This window comes from Sulfobacillus thermosulfidooxidans DSM 9293 (assembly GCF_900176145.1).
Taxonomy (GTDB): Bacteria; Bacillota; Sulfobacillia; order Sulfobacillales; family Sulfobacillaceae; genus Sulfobacillus; species Sulfobacillus thermosulfidooxidans.
On record NZ_FWWY01000002.1, the window covers coordinates 96,818 to 112,481 of the forward strand.

The 15,664-nt window shown below is 57.6% G+C and carries 33 protein-coding genes; 5 read left to right on the forward strand and 28 right to left on the reverse strand.

The features are described 5' to 3' along the window. Window positions 1-232: 232 nt before the first annotated feature. From B8987_RS18340 to B8987_RS19895, 28 genes are all read right to left on the reverse strand, one after another. Window positions 233-514, reverse strand: a complete 282-nt coding sequence (locus tag B8987_RS18340; protein WP_084662095.1) for a type II toxin-antitoxin system YafQ family toxin — start codon at window positions 512-514, stop codon at window positions 233-235. Between the two features lie 7 nt (window positions 515-521). Further along, window positions 522-779 (reverse strand): type II toxin-antitoxin system RelB/DinJ family antitoxin, encoded by a 258-nt coding sequence (locus B8987_RS18345; RefSeq protein WP_084662097.1) that lies wholly within the window; start codon window positions 777-779, stop codon window positions 522-524. A 346-nt stretch (window positions 780-1,125) separates the two neighbouring features. Then, a complete protein-coding gene (locus tag B8987_RS18350) occupies window positions 1,126-1,320 on the reverse strand; it encodes a hypothetical protein (protein WP_084662099.1) in 195 nt (64 codons plus the stop codon). 73 nt (window positions 1,321-1,393) lie between these two features. Beyond that, on the reverse strand, window positions 1,394-1,729 hold the full coding sequence (locus tag B8987_RS18355) for a DUF6922 domain-containing protein (RefSeq protein ID WP_084662101.1): 336 nt from the start codon (window positions 1,727-1,729) through the stop codon (window positions 1,394-1,396). Between the two features lie 127 nt (window positions 1,730-1,856). Further along, complete coding sequence (locus tag B8987_RS18360; RefSeq protein WP_084662103.1) at window positions 1,857-2,198, reverse strand: hypothetical protein; 342 nt, start codon at window positions 2,196-2,198, stop codon at window positions 1,857-1,859. A gap of 151 nt (window positions 2,199-2,349) precedes the next feature. Then, window positions 2,350-2,571, reverse strand: a complete 222-nt coding sequence (locus B8987_RS18365) for a type II toxin-antitoxin system HicB family antitoxin (protein ID WP_139793607.1) — start codon at window positions 2,569-2,571, stop codon at window positions 2,350-2,352. Between the two features lie 132 nt (window positions 2,572-2,703). Further along, on the reverse strand, window positions 2,704-3,249 hold the full coding sequence (locus tag B8987_RS18370) for a GNAT family N-acetyltransferase (protein WP_084662105.1): 546 nt from the start codon (window positions 3,247-3,249) through the stop codon (window positions 2,704-2,706). Then, window positions 3,246-3,545, reverse strand: coding sequence for a type II toxin-antitoxin system TacA family antitoxin (locus B8987_RS18375; RefSeq protein WP_176213289.1), 300 nt, complete (start codon window positions 3,543-3,545; stop codon window positions 3,246-3,248). The genes B8987_RS18370 and B8987_RS18375 overlap by 4 nt, the downstream gene beginning before the upstream one ends. A gap of 169 nt (window positions 3,546-3,714) precedes the next feature. After that, the gene (locus tag B8987_RS18380) at window positions 3,715-4,035 is read right to left on the reverse strand and encodes an STAS-like domain-containing protein (protein ID WP_084662109.1); all 321 of its coding nucleotides are present in this window, start codon (window positions 4,033-4,035) and stop codon (window positions 3,715-3,717) included. 6 nt (window positions 4,036-4,041) lie between these two features. Then, a complete protein-coding gene (locus B8987_RS18385; RefSeq protein ID WP_084662111.1) occupies window positions 4,042-4,767 on the reverse strand; it encodes a DUF5131 family protein in 726 nt (241 codons plus the stop codon). Between the two features lie 29 nt (window positions 4,768-4,796). After that, window positions 4,797-5,000, reverse strand: a complete 204-nt coding sequence (locus B8987_RS18390) for a hypothetical protein (RefSeq protein ID WP_084662113.1) — start codon at window positions 4,998-5,000, stop codon at window positions 4,797-4,799. 126 nt (window positions 5,001-5,126) lie between these two features. Then, the gene (locus B8987_RS18395) at window positions 5,127-5,405 is read right to left on the reverse strand and encodes a DUF3850 domain-containing protein (protein WP_084662115.1); all 279 of its coding nucleotides are present in this window, start codon (window positions 5,403-5,405) and stop codon (window positions 5,127-5,129) included. Window positions 5,406-5,415: 10 nt separating this feature from the next. Continuing rightward, window positions 5,416-5,817 (reverse strand): hypothetical protein, encoded by a 402-nt coding sequence (locus B8987_RS18400; protein WP_084662117.1) that lies wholly within the window; start codon window positions 5,815-5,817, stop codon window positions 5,416-5,418. A gap of 121 nt (window positions 5,818-5,938) precedes the next feature. After that, window positions 5,939-6,196 (reverse strand): hypothetical protein, encoded by a 258-nt coding sequence (locus B8987_RS18405; protein WP_084662119.1) that lies wholly within the window; start codon window positions 6,194-6,196, stop codon window positions 5,939-5,941. Window positions 6,197-6,466: 270 nt separating this feature from the next. Then, a complete protein-coding gene (locus B8987_RS18410; protein WP_084662121.1) occupies window positions 6,467-6,649 on the reverse strand; it encodes a hypothetical protein in 183 nt (60 codons plus the stop codon). Next, window positions 6,646-7,539: a ThiF family adenylyltransferase gene (locus B8987_RS18415; RefSeq protein WP_176213290.1), complete on the reverse strand. Its 894-nt coding sequence runs from the start codon at window positions 7,537-7,539 to the stop codon at window positions 6,646-6,648. The genes B8987_RS18410 and B8987_RS18415 overlap by 4 nt, the downstream gene beginning before the upstream one ends. Next, entirely contained in the window at window positions 7,536-7,913 is a 378-nt protein-coding gene (locus B8987_RS19805) for a hypothetical protein (RefSeq protein ID WP_176213291.1), read from the reverse strand. The genes B8987_RS18415 and B8987_RS19805 overlap by 4 nt, the downstream gene beginning before the upstream one ends. Window positions 7,914-7,932: 19 nt before the next feature. After that, entirely contained in the window at window positions 7,933-8,526 is a 594-nt protein-coding gene (locus tag B8987_RS18425; RefSeq protein ID WP_084662127.1) for a Mov34/MPN/PAD-1 family protein, read from the reverse strand. Beyond that, window positions 8,523-8,801, reverse strand: coding sequence for a hypothetical protein (locus B8987_RS18430; protein WP_084662130.1), 279 nt, complete (start codon window positions 8,799-8,801; stop codon window positions 8,523-8,525). The genes B8987_RS18425 and B8987_RS18430 overlap by 4 nt, the downstream gene beginning before the upstream one ends. Before the next feature lie 16 nt (window positions 8,802-8,817). After that, the gene (locus B8987_RS18435) at window positions 8,818-9,471 is read right to left on the reverse strand and encodes a hypothetical protein (RefSeq protein WP_084662131.1); all 654 of its coding nucleotides are present in this window, start codon (window positions 9,469-9,471) and stop codon (window positions 8,818-8,820) included. After that, a complete protein-coding gene (locus B8987_RS18440; RefSeq protein WP_084662133.1) occupies window positions 9,468-10,016 on the reverse strand; it encodes a hypothetical protein in 549 nt (182 codons plus the stop codon). The genes B8987_RS18435 and B8987_RS18440 overlap by 4 nt, the downstream gene beginning before the upstream one ends. Window positions 10,017-10,037: 21 nt before the next feature. Continuing rightward, a complete protein-coding gene (locus B8987_RS18445) occupies window positions 10,038-10,367 on the reverse strand; it encodes a hypothetical protein (protein ID WP_084662135.1) in 330 nt (109 codons plus the stop codon). After that, the gene (locus tag B8987_RS18450; RefSeq protein WP_084662137.1) at window positions 10,367-10,726 is read right to left on the reverse strand and encodes a DUF2493 domain-containing protein; all 360 of its coding nucleotides are present in this window, start codon (window positions 10,724-10,726) and stop codon (window positions 10,367-10,369) included. Before B8987_RS18450 ends, B8987_RS18445 begins: the two co-directional genes overlap by 1 nt. A 66-nt stretch (window positions 10,727-10,792) precedes the next feature. After that, entirely contained in the window at window positions 10,793-11,065 is a 273-nt protein-coding gene (locus B8987_RS18455) for a hypothetical protein (protein ID WP_084662139.1), read from the reverse strand. 1 nt (window position 11,066) lies between these two features. Then, complete coding sequence (locus B8987_RS18460) at window positions 11,067-11,597, reverse strand: hypothetical protein (RefSeq protein WP_084662141.1); 531 nt, start codon at window positions 11,595-11,597, stop codon at window positions 11,067-11,069. Window positions 11,598-11,667: 70 nt separating this feature from the next. After that, the gene (locus B8987_RS18465) at window positions 11,668-11,955 is read right to left on the reverse strand and encodes a hypothetical protein (protein ID WP_084662143.1); all 288 of its coding nucleotides are present in this window, start codon (window positions 11,953-11,955) and stop codon (window positions 11,668-11,670) included. A 4-nt stretch (window positions 11,956-11,959) separates the two neighbouring features. Further along, entirely contained in the window at window positions 11,960-12,148 is a 189-nt protein-coding gene (locus B8987_RS18470; protein WP_084662145.1) for a hypothetical protein, read from the reverse strand. Between the two features lie 73 nt (window positions 12,149-12,221). Further along, the gene (locus B8987_RS19895) at window positions 12,222-12,386 is read right to left on the reverse strand and encodes a LuxR C-terminal-related transcriptional regulator (protein ID WP_207651527.1); all 165 of its coding nucleotides are present in this window, start codon (window positions 12,384-12,386) and stop codon (window positions 12,222-12,224) included. Between the two features lie 451 nt (window positions 12,387-12,837). On the opposite strand from B8987_RS19895, the gene B8987_RS18480 reads away from it, so the two are divergent. The 5 genes from B8987_RS18480 (at window position 12,838) to arsD (ending at window position 15,664) form a co-directional block, all read left to right on the forward strand. Further along, window positions 12,838-14,265 carry an MFS transporter gene (locus B8987_RS18480; protein ID WP_084662149.1) on the forward strand — a complete coding sequence of 476 codons (1,428 nt, stop codon included), beginning with the start codon at window positions 12,838-12,840 and terminating at the stop codon, window positions 14,263-14,265. Window positions 14,266-14,310: 45 nt separating this feature from the next. Beyond that, window positions 14,311-14,604, forward strand: a complete 294-nt coding sequence (locus B8987_RS18485) for a hypothetical protein (protein WP_084662152.1) — start codon at window positions 14,311-14,313, stop codon at window positions 14,602-14,604. Between the two features lie 82 nt (window positions 14,605-14,686). Continuing rightward, window positions 14,687-15,085 (forward strand): ArsR/SmtB family transcription factor, encoded by a 399-nt coding sequence (locus tag B8987_RS18490; RefSeq protein WP_207651528.1) that lies wholly within the window; start codon window positions 14,687-14,689, stop codon window positions 15,083-15,085. Continuing rightward, window positions 15,070-15,336, forward strand: coding sequence for a carboxymuconolactone decarboxylase family protein (locus tag B8987_RS18495; protein ID WP_084662372.1), 267 nt, complete (start codon window positions 15,070-15,072; stop codon window positions 15,334-15,336). Before B8987_RS18490 ends, B8987_RS18495 begins: the two co-directional genes overlap by 16 nt. A 13-nt stretch (window positions 15,337-15,349) precedes the next feature. Further along, on the forward strand, window positions 15,350-15,664 hold the full coding sequence (gene arsD / locus B8987_RS18500) for an arsenite efflux transporter metallochaperone ArsD (RefSeq protein ID WP_084662154.1): 315 nt from the start codon (window positions 15,350-15,352) through the stop codon (window positions 15,662-15,664).

Consider the following 15,664-nt stretch of genomic DNA (forward strand, 5'->3'; position numbering starts at 1 on the left):
ATCCTAAACCGTCGGTGCATAAAGGAACGGGTTTACTTGGGAGCAGACGAATGCGTGTTGGTTCCTCCCGGTCTTTCTGACCTTCGTCGTAATCGTAATTCGTATAAGCTCCAGCCGTACGTTATGGCAGACGGTTGCGGAAGCGGATAGGGATTGAGGTAGGTCGGCGGCCCGGGAGTGCACAATCGGACATGCGACGAGATATTATTATACCGTGCTGGGGTTGGCAGTGTTATTCCTCAAAAATGTCAGCGTGTGTTCCAGTCCGCAGTAATATGAGTTCGGAGATGGAGTGATTGATCCGATAGATTAAAAGCCAATCGGGTTCAATATGGAGGTCGCGCCACCCATGCAGGTCGCCCGTTAAGGCATGATCGCGATAACGTGAAGGAAGCGGCTTTTCGGCCACTAACAGGGCAATGGCCGCTTTCAATTTGGTTAAATCTTTATGGCGGCGTGCCATTTTTTTCAGATCTCGCTCAAATCGTGTAGTGACGCGAATACTAAGAGACATCTACGGTTTACTGGGGAAACTGTTGAAACAGGTCATCGAGCTCCTGAAAAGAATGACCGCCACCGGTCTCCACTTCGTCAAGGGCTTCTCGTGTGGTTTTATTGGGCACCTCGACGGCAAACGGGAGACGTTCTTCTTCGGCCACGCGTAGAAACGTCAGACGGATCAGGTCCGAAGCGGTCAAGCCCATTTTCTCTAAGACCGCCAGGGCCTTGTCTTTAGTTTCTGCGGGAATGCGTGCTCGCACGATTGCATTCGCTTTCATCAGTATCCCCCACTTTGTCGAGTTTATACATCTATTATAGCTACATTGTAGCTACGTTATCAAGAGTGCCTTTTGTTTTTAGCGTTCATGAGGACTTTTGATTGTTGGTGGAATTGTCGTCATCGTAGAGGCCCAAGATCTGAGAAATCCGGATGATTTCCGCGAGTGATGATGAGAGCCGCGGCGGATTGTTGTCGGTAGACATGGGGAATTCACCTCCTGAATGATGAGATGGGGCGGGAGCGAATTAGCGGTGATAGACGACAGACAGGATGCCGAGAATCAGGGTCCAGACGGAAAAAATAGGGAGAGGTTGGTGATTATCGGGAACTCTCCGGTTAACGAGTTAAGACCGATGCGTGGTCAGATACCAGAGTCCCCAACCACCGAGGCTGACGATGCCGATCCAGGCGAGCCACCACGCCCAGGAGGGCCAAGAAGGCAATCCATAAGACCCCGTGAGACCGTAGACCGAGAGGCCCAGAACCACCACAGATCCCGTGGCGAGTCCGCGCACGAGACGCGACGATAACGAAAACATCGAAGACACCTCCGCATGGCTTTGCCGTCATGATATCACGGATTTGGGGGGGAATGCGACCGCGTTAAGAAGGTTAACGCCATTCGGGTGGAAACCACGCCGGCAGGGCGTCGGGCGGCACCGAACGACGCGCATTCCCGCCGGACCACCGAGGTGTTTCCTGTGGTGTGCCGAGCAGAATGGCGGTCCACAGCCATTCCATGGGTGGGGGGAGGGACGCGGCGTGGCCGGGTTCCTGAATCCACTGCTGAATGGTATCCCAGCCATAGACGGCAAAGAGCCAGTCCCAATCGGGGAAGTCGCCATCGGCCAACACGGTGGGGATAATGAGGGCGGCATGGCGCTCCGTATCGAGCTGATCCGCGTGATACCGATAAAAGAGCCGATGCAGAGATGGCGGGAGAGTCATAGCGCACTACGGCGTCTCTGAACGGGAATGATCGATGCGTGGGGCATAGCGTGCGATGGTGGTTTTGAAGTTCGGCATTGGTAAGGAAGATGCTATTGATTCTTGGATCGGGCTAGTTCCGTCTACGTTACCAGGGGTATACGAGATGTTTTTTTTCAGGGACGTAAGAAAAGCGCATATAGATGTTTTCGGTGGAAACTACGAATGTCTTACCGCAGACCGCACAAGTAATAGTCTTGCCCAAATCGAGACGTTGGTCGTCCAGTGCGTTGGCGCAAAATGGGCACATGATGTGAAGTTGCTGGCCTAGAAATCCTAAGTCGGTGAGTTTAACCATAGCTTCAAAAACAGTCTGCGGATCAAGTTGCAGCATCCTGGCCACAAATCCAGGCGTAATAGACCGAATTCCGCCGGGTGCCGATATTTCTTGAATCACATGGTAAACCTTCGATGTTACGTGACTTTCCATACAACGTGCCTCCTCTAAATGCTTTGCTGGGGCATTGTTAGGGTTGACGCATCAGCTTTTACATACAGTCTTTTTGGGGATGGTTATTGACGTTGTTGGGTGTTTAACAAGGTGTTGACTTGTTGACCTGACAGAACTGGCGTACGGGGACTCATGGTTGCGGCAGCTCAATGGTTATGGGAGCTAAAATCGGTGTTGCGGGTCGCTCTGTCAGGTCCATATCTTCAAAATACAATGCTAAGGCTTCCCGCAGGTTATCCAGAGCCTGGTCGAGCGATGAGCCCTGACTGGTTACGTCGACTTCTAAACAGCGTGCAACAACCCACGGCCCTTCGTGCGTGATGGCGGCCGTCAATCGGACGGGATGGGTCATTGGGATGCCCTCCTTTTGCTATCCAGTATACCGCACGACGATAATGGGGAAAATCCCGGACAAGGGATAGGCAGTGAGGGATCCGATGGCCACGTGATGCGGGGGATATTGCATGATAACCGCTCGTGAGCTTTAAGGGGAATGTTCTTCCTGCGTTGGAATAGGTGGGCGGTAATTGGCCATCAGGGCGCGAGCACTATCTAAAGGAAGCCAGAATCGTTGGTTGCTTAATGGGGTGAAACCATAACGCATATAAAATGTTTGAGAATCTTCCAAGGTATCTACCACTAAGGCGACAGTGGCAATAGTCGATGCCGTGTCGATGACGCGGCGTAAGGCATCGACAAGTAAAAATTCCCCGAGATGTTGACCGCGATAAGATACGTCGATCGCCAGACGGCCTAATAAGGTGACGCCCACATCGGGATAGCGAGCCAGTTTGTGCCGATAGTCGGCCGGAATGTCGGCCAGTTTGATGCTTAAGGACGACAGGGTGTAATAGCCTAAAATTCTTTGAGGTGTGGCCGAAGGGACGGCGACGAACACGGCCGCCGCCCGGCGCTTGATGTCTTGTGTCGCGCGTTGACGAAGGTAATCGTCTAGTCCTCCCGTGGGACAATGGAAATGCTTGCGATCATGGTAGCTGGCTAAGGCTTCAACGCGGATTAATGCGTTCATGACGAAGTTTGATCAACCCGCGACCAATAGCGTGCAACCGCTTTCTGTAGGGTCTCAGACGGTTGGGGAGGATTTAATAATTGCTCAACAAAGGCTTGACTTTCTTCAGCGTTTAAGGTCATCACCGTTTTTTCTTGGACGATGGCTTGAGCGCGTGGGGTCACGGTGGCTAACACAAAGGCGGATGTACTGAGTCCGAGAGATTCAGCCGCTTCATCGAGTAACTTTTTCGTTTCTGCAGAAACGCGAATTTCTAAACGCGACTCGCGTCGCGGGTTCGTTGTTTCGGTAGGCATGACATGTCCTCGCCTTCTTTGAGTCGATATGATCTTAAATGTACGGCATTTGTCCATACGTGTCAATCCTCCTCAACATGATCATATGGACTGTGACGAGCAAAGTATTCTACGACGCATGAGATGGAAAGATATCGGGAGAATCCAAGGGAGAGGATTGAGCATGTTTTTAGGCGTCATTGTGCCGGGGGTGTGACGCTGTGTTCCGATGTGCCAGCACAAACTGCCATATGGCGTGATTGTTGGCGTTGAGGTGGCGCACCCGAATCAGGGTCCGCAGGGTGTCATGGGGCACGTGATCCCAGAGTTGGCCGAAGCATTCATCCATAAAGGCACTCGTGAGCACCTCGACGCCGCGAAAGTCGCAAATGACCGGATGGTTCTGGGCGATGTGGGTTTCTAACAGGGTGCGGAGGGGCTGCGCTTGAGCGCGTTGCCCTAAGATGGGGGAGTGACAAAACGCGGCGCAATCAATGATGAGGGGTTCCATGGATAATCATGCCTCCTCATGAAAGATAATAGGGAATTCGTCCCATGTTCGTCCGTCGAGCAACCGACCGGCGCGCTGTCGTTGGATCCCGCCCCATTGCTTGAAGAAAAACGGGATACCGTGGGTTATACATTGATCGCGGATCTCAATCACCCATTCGCGGGCCATCGGTCGGGCATGGGGACCGGATTCACCGCCGACAATAACCCAGTGAATGTTGTCGAGCGGCAAATCGGGGAGCGGTCCCAACAACGGTTCGCATGACAGAAAGCGTATGGCGGCAGGTACTTGTTGAAGCCAGGCAATTCGGTAAAGTACATCTTGCGACTCGATACTTGTTCCAATCCAGACGTTGGCCGGAAATGGAAGTTTCTGTGCGAGACGAGCAAGACGTTCGGGGCGCTTGGTTAACACTTGATAGATATGTTGAGGTGTTTGGGACATAATGGAAAAAATATCTGCAATAAACTCATCCGGGACGTCCGGATGAAACACGTCACTCATTGAATTAACAAAGATTCGCCGGGACTTAAGCCAATGGAGAGGAACTGTTAACACCTCGGGATGCAAGGTAACCCGAAACTCGTTGACATATCGGGACGACCCCATAGCTTGCAATCGATGGGCCATGCGTTCTGCGTAGCAATGTTTACATCCTTGACTCACTTTCGTACAACCAGTAACGGGATTCCATGTGGCATCCGTCCACTCGATAAGACTTCGGTTGGCCATACGTAATCATCTCCTAATTGAGAAAATAATTAAGACGAGGGTGGGGCATCGCCCCAAAACGTGTCCCATCCGGCGTGATCGAGAATGATCCAGTGCCCACAAGCCAAGCAGGTATGGGCCACGCGAGTTTCGGATTTCGGCACACGCTCCCAAAGGGCGATCACATTTTCCGTGCCGCAGGCGGGACAACGTTTGGTATCTTTAGCGGCATTGCCGCGGCTATTTTTAATCATGGCATACAGCGCTCCAAGGCTTGACCAATTTGTTCTCTACGCGATCCGAGACTGGCAGAAGAATAGAGATTAATAAGCGTCACAGCGTGGAGGGATTCATCGAACGGGGAAGAAGACGTGTCATTTCTAAGATGAGGCATACGATGGAAAAATGGGACGAATGGACAAGGCGGCGACATGCGGCGCCAGCCACTGGCCTTGCGGATCGCGGAGAATATGGGTTACTTGGACGGCTATGCGTCGTCCTGTGTAATGGGGGGATGGGCTAGGCACATATTCTTGTAGCCATAAGATGTCTCCGACGGCAAAGATGCGATCGGTTTCGGCACGCAGTTCAACGGTTTTGACGCCGGTATCAATGGCGCGGAAATAAGCCGGCCAAATTTTTAAGCAATGAATGGTCATGGCATCCTCCTTAGGGCAGAGTGTGAGACATTAGGCGATGGAGACACACGGGGGCAGGCCCTCGACAGCCCATTGGCTCCACAAGTCGTCGGGGTAGGGCAGCCACGTGCGTTGATCGCCGTCCATAATCGTCCAGGAGTCGTGCCAGCCGGTGACGGTGTCCCCAGAAGACATGCCAGGTGAAACGACAGTGCGAGACCGGATGCCAGAGGGTGAGGACGCGGTGGAATTGAACGGCATCCGCTTTGATGAGGGTGGACAGTTGGCCCCCCAGATCGGTGGCCAGCGTATAGGCCCACCCGTGCGCCGGTTGATCGGGATCGGCCGGGCCCAAGGGGCAATGCGTAGCATGACGGGCTAAAAAGGCGAGTTCGTCGAGGTAGTGGGCGTAGACATCACTGAGGGTAATCATCGGTGACCTCCTGATGAGATGCGTGTGGGAAACCGTACGCGGTGGTGTTGAGAGGACAAGGCTCAGCCCAGCGGACAATCACCGTGTGGGGGCCTTCTGGAGAGGCTAATTGCGGGCAGTCTCAGGGGTTCTGGAACAGAGCCCATCCATTCCCTGGAATGCGGACCCGCTTCTCGCGAAAGACGGTCATCAAGCGATCGATATCAATCATTTCGTCAGAAAGACGCGGCATGTCGAGGAGATAAGCTACCGCGTCCGTACTGGAGACAAAGATGAGCTGGGTCTCATCGTCGTTAATGTAGACTTGCCACGTTTCCCACGGCCAGAGTGCGGTAAATACGCGACCGTGGTAGCGCAGGGTGTCAGGAAATGGCAACATGGCATCATGGCTCCTTGGGTCATTATTAAAGGGGAAAACAAAAAAACAGGTCGTGCTGTTGAACATTTGCGTACTTCCTTGGGTCAAGAAAGCGCCTTACACCGCGATCTCGCCGTGATGTCCAACACGAGGCAGGAACCTGTTACGGTTAGCATATCATAAATGGGACATGGTTTCAAGCAGGGGATGGACTGTGACGCCCCCATGTTAGGGTGAGAGGTGTCCTTGTGGGACCTCTCATAGAATGCGGAAGGATAACGAGGGAACGGTTTATCGAATACGGGAAATTTTGTGACGAATTTTTTCGGTTACGATGCGCCCTTGCCCATCGATCACGCGGCGTCGCACGGCGACGGCTTGGCCGCGGTTGACGGGACGGTTTTGGGCATCGAGATAGGTGATTTCCAGACGATAGAGAGCAGATTCTTGGGAATCGGGGAAACGGGTCTTCATGGGAGGACCTCCTGGGTGTTCCATTGGGCCCATATCGAGGGGGTCAGGGCTTGGGCCTGACACACTGCGTTTTGGGCATGAAAATTAGCGACATGCCAGCGGATTTGCTGATCGGCTAAGAGCGTGTTGATGGCACTGAGCACCGTCATCGCCGCCCAAACATTGGTGAGCATCCGTTGGGGTTGGCTGACGGCTTGGTGTCCACAGGCTTGGCCCGGCAGGGCCGAGGACGCATCGGTGAGAATATCGGGATACACGGCGCCAACCGGCGGTAGCACGACATGGCCGAACAGTTTGGCGCCGATGACGACGTGGCCGCTATAGCCGCTGGTGCGGACGGTTTCCGCGTCGGCGGGATCGTCTGAGAGATAGACCCCATCGTTGCCGGCGTCGATGTATACAATATGAGCAAAGCGGGCGAAAATCTGATGCAGTAATTGCCGGGTAGCGTGGTTATCCACGCACCCGATGAGGACCGGCAGAGTGTGAAGGCTGGCGTACGGGCTGGGGTTTGGCCACACGGCGTAGCGATCTTGGCGATCGCTGGTGATGAAGGCATCGAGATCCGACGCTTGGGTCAGATAGGTGGGCATGGCGAACACGGGTAAACCATAGACCGCGCCAAAGCGGTCGGCCAGAATTTGTGCCTTGGGTTGCCCCACGTCTTGGGGGAGGAAGTGTTGGCGGAGCAGATTGGCCTCTTCCACCCGATCGCCGTCAATGAGCGTCAGCGTGACGGTCGTGGCATGGGTGGATTGTAATGCGTAGAGTAATCGCGCGAGATATTGAACGACGTAGCCGCCGGTACCTCCGGTGCCAACGACAAACAGTTGGAAGTGGGGGCGATAGAAAAAGGGGATGGTGAGAGGTTGAAGGGGTTCCAGCATCATGATGGGGACACCTCCCAAGCGGTTGGCGAGCGGCGTTGACACCAAGCGCAGGAACAGGGCCGAGCTTGGCGGTCCACCCACGTCCAATGTTTTTGCCGGGCGGTGGCTTCTAAGTCGCGCAGGGCCAGAGAGGGAAAGGCGGCAGCCGTATCCTGCCATTGGCGTAAGCCGTCGGGCGTGAGCCATTGGTGTATCGCGTGCAGAAGCCGGGGATTGCGGGCAGCTCGGTGCATGAGGGCAGCGACGACTTCAGCGCCGTCTCCCATTTCAAAGCAGGTATCGAAGGTGCGCGTATGCGTGCGGCCGTGCATCAGACAACGGGCAGCATACGCCACGCGATACCGAAATTGGGCGGGATCGGTAACGCGCAACATGTTGCACTCCTTTCGTGGGTTACATAAATAAGTTAGAGACGGTCAAGGATACAAACCGTCCTCCACAACTCATCCGCCACACCATATCGGGGCGGGGCTGATCGCAGCGGCCGATGACGCCATAACAGCCCGTGGCTTGTTCATCGGCATCATCGGTGGCGGAGAAAAAGGCCGGAAGCGTGCCGTGGGAGTGGATTTGAACGACGCGCGGAAATAACGGGTCATAGGGATCCCGCAGGGCGTCGGTGGTGACTGAGGTGGCTGTCGCCTGCTGATGGGGAATCAGAATGCGGAAGCACTGGCGGCGCACGTCCCATCGCACTTCCAGGAGCAGTTCGTGCGGCAGAGCGCGGCGGCATTCCGTCACGATCGTTGGTAAGAAATCATAAGGAATCCGGGGAATGGTGAAAGTCACGCCTTCGGTCCCGGCGGTCAGCGGAACCGATGCCGAGATCGCCGGGCGCGGGATATCGGGTCGAGCGACACGAAAGAGTCCAATGGGGGTTGTGCGATATTCGACAACGCCGGTGGGTGTGATGAGGAACCGCACGGGTTCGTTTCCGGCGGCACATGCCGCGGGATCCGTATACCAGCCGATCCAGGCCGGGGTCATCGACCTCCCGCACCTTTCCGCGATCCTTTGACGATGGGCACAATGAGACCGGTTTTCGCATTATACGTCATTTCACATCGGTCTTTTGAGAGTTCCGGATAGAGCCGTTCCATCATTTGCCGGATTTGTTCGAGGGTCAACGTTCGGTCGGTAATGATATGCTGGTGGCCAGCATAGGCCACCACCCGATCTTTATCAACAGGTGCCGTTTCGGGGGAGGCAGAGGAATCTTTGGGAGAGGGGTCGTCCGGGAGAAAGGATATTTGTTCGGCCATAAGTTACGACACTCCTTTACGTCAGTAGTGAGGTGATCCACGTCGACCACGGGAAGCCGAGGGGTTGGAGCCATTCGGGGGGAAAGACGGATCGGGTGCTCAGCGCGGCCACGAGGCCGCGGTAATCGAGGCCGCTGCGGTTGGTCTGATGGGTCAGATCCCAATTGTTGGGAGTGCTAAAGAAGATGCGGACCAGGCTGGGCCAATCAGCGGGGGTATACGGACGGTGAGGCACGGTCCAGCAACAGGTGGTATTCTCATAAACATTGCTCAACGGATACCGGTACAACGGGGTGTCCGGCTGGAGCGGGGCGTTGTCCGCGACGGCCACGATGGCGGCTTGGATGATGTGGGTGTCGCGCTGTTTGAGGAAAAACAGGAGGCGCGGCAAGGGAATCACGGTGGATTCGCGGGAGCCTTCGAGGACCCAAGGATAGGCGGCAGCCGGCAGATCGCCAACCCAGCACTGTTCGGATCCCCGCCCGGCCCAAAACACGGTTTGCGGGGGCAAGAGCGGGCTGGTGGTCCACGGGCGAGACGACGCGCTGTCGTCGTGCAGGCGTTCCACGAGGGTCTCGAGCGGCAGTTGATAGCGGCGTTCGCGCACACCATCCGTGACATGGACGTGCGGCATTTGCCCGTCTTCCAACGTAATCGTGACACGGGTCATGTCCAGGTCACCTCCTCCAGGGGCCGGATTAAATCGGTGAGGACCGCGAGCCAATGGACCCAGCGCACCAGCATGGGCTCATACTCGTCCCAATTGTCATAATCCAGGTCCCATTGCCACGTCCAGCGGCGGCCTTGCGCGGTGACGGTCGCTTGCATGGCATAATCCTGACTTTTGGCGAGAAAATCTTGGACGGTGGCCCAGACCTGAGCATAGGTTTGGGCTGCGGTGCGGCGAATGGACGGGGGCAACGCGGGATCGCGCAGGCGAGTGAGCCAGGTGGTCCACGCGGGATCGGTCCACGTGAGACGAAGGATCGATGTCTCGTCGGTATCATCGGTGGTCAGGATCTGTGCGGTGGGAATCCAACAGGTGAGCAAGCGACGAGCGTGGTCGGAGCGCGATACGGGGCCTTGTCGCCATGTCAGGGCTAACGGGGGGACGGGGCGGCCTTGATCAGCCGTCCACTTATATGCCATAAGCGTTTCCCACCAAGTGCTCCACTCGAGAATATCGTCTTCACTGAGGTACGCGGAATACGTCATAGGGTGTCACCTCCCGAGCGATTAGTAAAAGGGAATGGTTGGCGGACAGAATCCGGGTTCCATCGCGAGCGTGTCAATGAGGGTCGAGACCTGGAGCAGGGGATGCCATAAATTGTCGCGATTGACATCGCCGTCGTCCTCATCGTCATAGTCGTCGATATGCTCAATGGGGGTGTAGAACAGCAGATCAATATAGGCGGCTTGCACGTCCGAAAAGGTAAAGGTGTGCCAATCCGTGATCGTGTCTTCTTGGAGAAAGCGAGCAATCAGGGTGACGGCGGGCGATAGCGGGGGCGGATCGGCATCCCAGAAGGCGGCGAGGTTGGTCACGGGGGCAAGACGGGGCGGCATCAGACAGATCCCTCCGGCATCAGACATTTGACGGGAATGTGGGCTGCCCGGGCTTGCCGAATCATGTCATCCGTGCCGGGACTGGCGCCGGGCAGGCGGAAGGCATAGACGGCATCGACGCCGGTGGCCAGCATCTGGGCATTGCGGCGCGGACCGGCGGCGCGGCCGTAGGTGGCCCAATCGGCGGGATAGACTTCGGTGGGCAACCCGCGTTGTTGAGCCAGACGGTGGGCGATGGCATCGGCGCCGCGGGCCCCGCCGGTAATGACGGTGGTGTCCGGGGGCAAGGCGTCGATCCAGCGGGCGATAGTAGCGGCATCGGTCCAATGGCGGCTGCCGCAGAAGATGACACGGCGCATGGGCACACCTCCCGATTAGTGTCACGTTCCCATGAGCCGGCCCGCGGCGGCGGGTCGGCTACGACACTAAGGCATCTCATCATGGGGCGATGAGGAGGAGTCCGTATACGGGAGCGTGCGGTGCGTCCAGGCGGGGCCTGTCCACGAGCTATTGTCCCGGAGAATCGTGAGGGTAAAGCCTTCGCCGTCGGCGGTAAACACCGTTGCGGTGCCCTGTCCGGTTGTCATGGCGTCGGCCAGGGCGCGAGCGAGCAGGCGTAAGCCGGCCGTGGTGCCCACGATCTGGACGGAATCGTGGGCGGTGGCTTGCGGATAGACATGGAGTAACGGAGGATTCATCTTAATCTCCTCTTTCTTTGGAGGTAGGCGTCGAGACAGGGGAAAGGGGTTCTGAAAGGGTTTTCCGTATGGAAAGAGAAGCCGTTGCGAGTTTTTGACATTCATCGACGACGATTGCTTGGATGCGGGCGGTCATCGCGTCAGGGGAGCGTGATCCGTCGTCGTCGCCAAAGGTATCCGGATCATACAAAATGTCGGCTTCGGCGGGACCGAGGCGTTCCGCGATGCGGCGGCCGAGGTCCTGCCAGACCGTCAATAAATCGGGCTGGGGCGTGTAAAAGGCCATGCCTTCTTCATAGGGATCGGGCGGAGTATACGGTGTTAGAGGACCAAACGCCCAGTCGATCAGCGGGCCATCGGTGAGAAAGGTTTCATGATCGCGGAAAATGCTGTTGAGACAATCGGTCGCCGCGGCGGGATCGGCGGCATCGACCAAAAGGGTGACAGAGACCCGCATTTTAGGACCGGGCGAGACCGGTAAGATGGTTGGATTATCGGTGTCCGGGGATTGCCCGGCGCGAAAATAGCGCATAAAGTCTGCCTCCTGGTGGTCATAATGAGAGCTACGGGTTTCCATAGGGAATGATGAGACGATCACGGGGCTAGAACTCAGAGGATCGGGTCGGCGTACAGGGGGTGCCAAAGTGTTGATGGAGAAGTTGGCAGAGATGGGTCAAAGCGGCATCGAGGGACCGAAAGCCAGAGCCGCCGCGGGTGTGATCTGCACTCCACCACGCCCAAACGCCGTGGTCGTCATAGACCATGACAGTGATGGTGACGCCCGTTGGTGTCACGGGAATGTTGGCATAGGTCAGACCCGATGCGCGGGTGCCCGTCGGGGTGATGGTGCCCCACGGCGTCGTCAGAGCGGGCCACACGGAAGAAGTCATCGCGCTATTCCTCCTTATCCGAACAACAAGACCGATCCGCGGGTATGCGAGCATCGGCCCGACGGCGCGGCTGGCGGCGATACGGAGCGTGCCGGCCTTTTTGAGGCGGCACGGACCGGGTAACGGGAACGATGCCCTGCCACGAACCACGTGGCAACCGGTCGCCGTGTCGTAAATGGTCAGAGACTTTCATGATATCGACCTCCTGGCGGATTGTCATGCACAATATGGATAACCAGGACAGCCCATCCGACGTGCGGATGGGCTTAATGCGAGCATCCCGTCGCCCACGCGCGCCGCAGTTTGCGTTTGACGCGTTGTAGGGTGTTGTCGATATGTTTGGGACTTTTCTGATAGCGGGCGGCGATGGCCGCATAAGACTGGCCGGCGAGCCAGGCCCACAGAATTTCCCATTCCCGATCGCTGAGCAAATTGGGGTATCTGTAGCAATGGAACGAAAATGGCAATAGATTGGTTGAGGACTTATCGGCATTCTGAGAGAATTCCTTGATACGAACGGGCCGGCGACACAGCAGAATTTTCTGTGAAATAGACAGTAGAGTGAAGCACCGAGTCGGCGCGCATTGCTCCCCAAAGCTGGGACGCGAGGTTTCTACAATGGCACGACAATGGCTCTAGCGGATCTAGTAACGCTGGTCCCGACCTATCCCAAGCCCGTTGTGGCCCCAAACCCGGGTCCGCGGCTTGATTGTGGGGGTTTACCCGTGTCGCGCCCCATGTGTTAACCCAATCTTAACACCACGATCCTTGAAATATCACAAGGCCTTCTTATGATAAGCACATCACCATATCGCGATGGGATTATGCGACGTAGGTGACAGACATTTTGACATCCTTATTACAGGGGGGGCTTTTTTCCATATGGACACGCAATCATCGTCATCCACCGTGCGCGATCACGTGCTGCAGCCGCTGGAAGAGGCGGGCCTTTCGGGGTTTCATTGGCGGACCTGGCTCACGGCGGGTATGGGATTTTTTACGGATGCCTATGATCTCTTTATTATCGGCGTCGTGACGTCGCTGTTAACGCCGCTGTGGCACCTGACGACCTTGGATCTGATGCTGTTGAACAGCACCGCCCTCTTTGCGGCCGTGCTGGGCGCGTTGATCTTTGGACGCCTGATGGATCGCCTCGGACGCAAAACGGTCTATGGCATTGAAGCGATGCTCCTGACGGGTGGCGCGATCCTCTCCGCCTTCGCGCCCAACGTCTGGCTGTTGCTGGTCTTTCGGTTCATTGTGGGCATGGGCGTCGGGGGCGACTACCCCATGAGCGGCATCATCATGAGCGAATACTCGAACCGCAAGCGCCGGGGCTTCTTGGTCAATGCGGTGTTTGCCATGCAGGGATTCGGCTTGTTGGTCGGCCCGGCGGTCGCCGCGGCCTTGTTGGCCAGTGGCGTGCCGGACGCGACCGCGTGGCGGCTGATGTTGGGGCTCGGGGCGATTCCGGCCGGGTCGGTCATTTGGCTACGGCGCTCGATTGCAGAAACGCCGCATTTTATGCTCGGGGCGCGGGGGGATGCGGCGGGGGCCGCCCAGGTGGTGGGCACATTGACCGCCAAAACCGTGGCTGCCGCGACCCAATCCGTGAAGCCGCTGGCGAATTCCGCGCGGGTCTTGTTCACCAATCGGCGGTTTCTCCTGACGTTGATCGGGACCGCGTTTTCCTGGATGTTCCTGGACATGGCCTTTTACGGCAACAGCGTCTCCTCGTCGCTCATCATGAAAGCGTTGTCGCCGACCGGCTCCTTGCTCACGCATACCCTCACCTCCATGGTCATCTTCCTCGTCGCGGCCGTGCCGGGGTACTGGATCTCGGCCTTGACCATTGATCGCTTGGGTCGAAAATTCATCCAGGTCATGGGCTTTGCGGTGATGGCGGTGGCGTATGGAATCTTGTGGCTGGCGCCCGGCATTGCGCAGCAGACCACGGAGTTTTTGCTGGTGTATGGCGTGAGCTACCTCTTTATCGAATTCGGCCCGAACAGTACGACGTTTGTGTTTCCCTCCGAGGTTTTTCCGGTGACGGTGCGGGGCTTGGGATTCGGCATCTCCGCGTCGGCGGGGAAATTCGGCGCCGCCATTGCCGCGTTCCTGTTTCCGGTCTTGCTCGTCCGGTTGCAGCTGTCGGGGACGATGGGACTCTTAGCCGGCATTTCGGCCTTGGGCGTGGTGTTGACCCTGTTGGCCCTGCGCGAGTCCAAAGGCCTTACGCTTCGGGAGGCCTCGCAGGAAGCCCTCTTGGAGGCCCCAGCGGCCGACGGGACCCTCGCTCAGGGGAATTAAGCGGCTGGCGTCGCTCATATCCGGTGTAGCAGGAGGGGAATCCGGATGACCAAGACGTCGGAACCGGAGAGAATCGGCCGATCGCCGCGGCGCTCTAGGGTCATCCCGTTCCCGACCCTGCGGCAGCGCCGCCGCCACTGGGTGCTGGCGATGACGGTGGTGCCGGTCGGTCTTGGCGGTCTGGACGCCGGCTGGCACTGCGTCCAGGCCGCCCCGGTCTGGTGGTGGCAAGGCATTCTGGCGGTGCTGTGGCTCGGGTTGCTCGGCATTGTGGGCGCGGTCTATCATCTGCTGTGGCACGCAGGCGACGACACCCCCCACCCGTCGGACCGCCGCTAATCGTCGCCGCACAAAAAATTCGGCGGGACTGGTCATTTTCTCGATATAAGCATATCATGATGTCGTGATGGAGGTGAGGGGCATGTTCGCCGATTGGGCGGAGCGGTTTCGGGTCTTAGGCGATGCCACCCGGCTCAGGATTTTGAGTTTACTGACGGTGCGCGATGCCTGCGTCTGCGAATTGGTCGAGCTGTTGCCCGTGAGCCAGCCGGCGGTCTCGCAGCACTTGCGCCGGTTGAAGGAGGCGGGCTTGGTGACGGAGTATCGGCAGAAGGCATGGACGTATTACCGTCTTCGCACCGATGTGCCGCCGGCCCTGGCGGCCTGTTTGGCGGCGTTGCCTGCAAACGCCGAAGACGCCGCCTGGCTCCACAGCCATCATGTCGGGTTGTCGTGTGCGGTGATGGATCCGTCATCTCCAGCATTGGGGGCGGCGGACCTCGTGCCAACCAAGGAGGAGATGTCATGGAAACGACAGTGAAGGAACTGATCGCCATCGGCGCGGCCGTGGCCAGTGGATGTGAGCCCTGTCTGAGAACGCATGTGGGCCTGGCGCGGACGGCTGGGGCCGATGCGCGCGAGATCGACACCGCGGTCAATGTTGCGCGGGCGGTGCGTCTGCAAGCGGTGACCGGATTTGACGACGCTGCCGGTCGGGTCTTACGGGGCGAGCCGATCCCGGTTATGGCCACGGACAGCGGCTGTGGTTGCGGCCCCGGATGTCAGTGCTAGGAGGGGATGGGGAATGCGCGTCGAGATTTTTGACCCGGAACTGTGCTGCACGAGCGGCGTGTGCGGATCCGCGCCCGATCCGACCCTGATTCGGGTCGAGGAGATGCTGGAACAATTGAAGGCGGAGGGCGCCACCGTGGCGCGCTACCAAATGAGTCGGCAGGCGACGGCGTTTACCGAAAACCCGACCGTGTACCGGACCCTGTTAGAGTCGGGGACGGCGGCCCTGCCCATCACCGCCATTGATGGGGTGGTGCAGTTCGTCGGGCGGTATCCGACCTACGCCGAGCTTCACGGGACCTGGGCGTCGTCGGGACGGGAGGCGTAA

What these genes read in the sequence shown, in the direction of transcription:
- B8987_RS18460 (WP_084662141.1), bottom strand. Translation starts at nt 11,597, where the DNA reads ATGCGCTATTTTCGCGCCGGGCAATCCCCGGACACCGATAATCCAACC.
- B8987_RS18440 (WP_084662133.1), bottom strand. Translation starts at nt 10,016, where the DNA reads ATGACGTATTCCGCGTACCTCAGTGAAGACGATATTCTCGAGTGGAGC.
- B8987_RS18490 (WP_207651528.1), top strand. Translation starts at nt 14,687, where the DNA reads ATGTTCGCCGATTGGGCGGAGCGGTTTCGGGTCTTAGGCGATGCCACC.
- B8987_RS18450 (WP_084662137.1), bottom strand. Translation starts at nt 10,726, where the DNA reads ATGCGCCGTGTCATCTTCTGCGGCAGCCGCCATTGGACCGATGCCGCT.
- B8987_RS18395 (WP_084662115.1), bottom strand. Translation starts at nt 5,405, where the DNA reads ATGACCATTCATTGCTTAAAAATTTGGCCGGCTTATTTCCGCGCCATT.
- B8987_RS18370 (WP_084662105.1), bottom strand. Translation starts at nt 3,249, where the DNA reads ATGAACGCATTAATCCGCGTTGAAGCCTTAGCCAGCTACCATGATCGC.
- B8987_RS18465 (WP_084662143.1), bottom strand. Translation starts at nt 11,955, where the DNA reads ATGACTTCTTCCGTGTGGCCCGCTCTGACGACGCCGTGGGGCACCATC.
- B8987_RS18425 (WP_084662127.1), bottom strand. Translation starts at nt 8,526, where the DNA reads ATGACCCCGGCCTGGATCGGCTGGTATACGGATCCCGCGGCATGTGCC.
- B8987_RS19805 (WP_176213291.1), bottom strand. Translation starts at nt 7,913, where the DNA reads ATGTTGCGCGTTACCGATCCCGCCCAATTTCGGTATCGCGTGGCGTAT.
- B8987_RS18485 (WP_084662152.1), top strand. Translation starts at nt 14,311, where the DNA reads ATGACCAAGACGTCGGAACCGGAGAGAATCGGCCGATCGCCGCGGCGC.
- B8987_RS18350 (WP_084662099.1), bottom strand. Translation starts at nt 1,320, where the DNA reads ATGTTTTCGTTATCGTCGCGTCTCGTGCGCGGACTCGCCACGGGATCT.
- B8987_RS18340 (WP_084662095.1), bottom strand. Translation starts at nt 514, where the DNA reads ATGTCTCTTAGTATTCGCGTCACTACACGATTTGAGCGAGATCTGAAA.
- B8987_RS18355 (WP_084662101.1), bottom strand. Translation starts at nt 1,729, where the DNA reads ATGACTCTCCCGCCATCTCTGCATCGGCTCTTTTATCGGTATCACGCG.
- B8987_RS18345 (WP_084662097.1), bottom strand. Translation starts at nt 779, where the DNA reads ATGAAAGCGAATGCAATCGTGCGAGCACGCATTCCCGCAGAAACTAAA.
- B8987_RS18415 (WP_176213290.1), bottom strand. Translation starts at nt 7,539, where the DNA reads ATGATGCTGGAACCCCTTCAACCTCTCACCATCCCCTTTTTCTATCGC.
- arsD (WP_084662154.1), top strand. Translation starts at nt 15,350, where the DNA reads ATGCGCGTCGAGATTTTTGACCCGGAACTGTGCTGCACGAGCGGCGTG.
- B8987_RS18445 (WP_084662135.1), bottom strand. Translation starts at nt 10,367, where the DNA reads ATGCCGCCCCGTCTTGCCCCCGTGACCAACCTCGCCGCCTTCTGGGAT.
- B8987_RS18360 (WP_084662103.1), bottom strand. Translation starts at nt 2,198, where the DNA reads ATGGAAAGTCACGTAACATCGAAGGTTTACCATGTGATTCAAGAAATA.
- B8987_RS18365 (WP_139793607.1), bottom strand. Translation starts at nt 2,571, where the DNA reads ATGACCCATCCCGTCCGATTGACGGCCGCCATCACGCACGAAGGGCCG.
- B8987_RS18480 (WP_084662149.1), top strand. Translation starts at nt 12,838, where the DNA reads ATGGACACGCAATCATCGTCATCCACCGTGCGCGATCACGTGCTGCAG.
- B8987_RS18430 (WP_084662130.1), bottom strand. Translation starts at nt 8,801, where the DNA reads ATGGCCGAACAAATATCCTTTCTCCCGGACGACCCCTCTCCCAAAGAT.
- B8987_RS18470 (WP_084662145.1), bottom strand. Translation starts at nt 12,148, where the DNA reads ATGAAAGTCTCTGACCATTTACGACACGGCGACCGGTTGCCACGTGGT.
- B8987_RS18455 (WP_084662139.1), bottom strand. Translation starts at nt 11,065, where the DNA reads ATGAATCCTCCGTTACTCCATGTCTATCCGCAAGCCACCGCCCACGAT.
- B8987_RS18380 (WP_084662109.1), bottom strand. Translation starts at nt 4,035, where the DNA reads ATGGAACCCCTCATCATTGATTGCGCCGCGTTTTGTCACTCCCCCATC.
- B8987_RS18435 (WP_084662131.1), bottom strand. Translation starts at nt 9,471, where the DNA reads ATGACCCGTGTCACGATTACGTTGGAAGACGGGCAAATGCCGCACGTC.
- B8987_RS18495 (WP_084662372.1), top strand. Translation starts at nt 15,070, where the DNA reads ATGGAAACGACAGTGAAGGAACTGATCGCCATCGGCGCGGCCGTGGCC.
- B8987_RS18390 (WP_084662113.1), bottom strand. Translation starts at nt 5,000, where the DNA reads ATGATTAAAAATAGCCGCGGCAATGCCGCTAAAGATACCAAACGTTGT.
- B8987_RS18400 (WP_084662117.1), bottom strand. Translation starts at nt 5,817, where the DNA reads ATGATTACCCTCAGTGATGTCTACGCCCACTACCTCGACGAACTCGCC.
- B8987_RS18375 (WP_176213289.1), bottom strand. Translation starts at nt 3,545, where the DNA reads ATGCCTACCGAAACAACGAACCCGCGACGCGAGTCGCGTTTAGAAATT.
- B8987_RS18410 (WP_084662121.1), bottom strand. Translation starts at nt 6,649, where the DNA reads ATGAAGACCCGTTTCCCCGATTCCCAAGAATCTGCTCTCTATCGTCTG.
- B8987_RS18385 (WP_084662111.1), bottom strand. Translation starts at nt 4,767, where the DNA reads ATGGCCAACCGAAGTCTTATCGAGTGGACGGATGCCACATGGAATCCC.
- B8987_RS18405 (WP_084662119.1), bottom strand. Translation starts at nt 6,196, where the DNA reads ATGTTGCCATTTCCTGACACCCTGCGCTACCACGGTCGCGTATTTACC.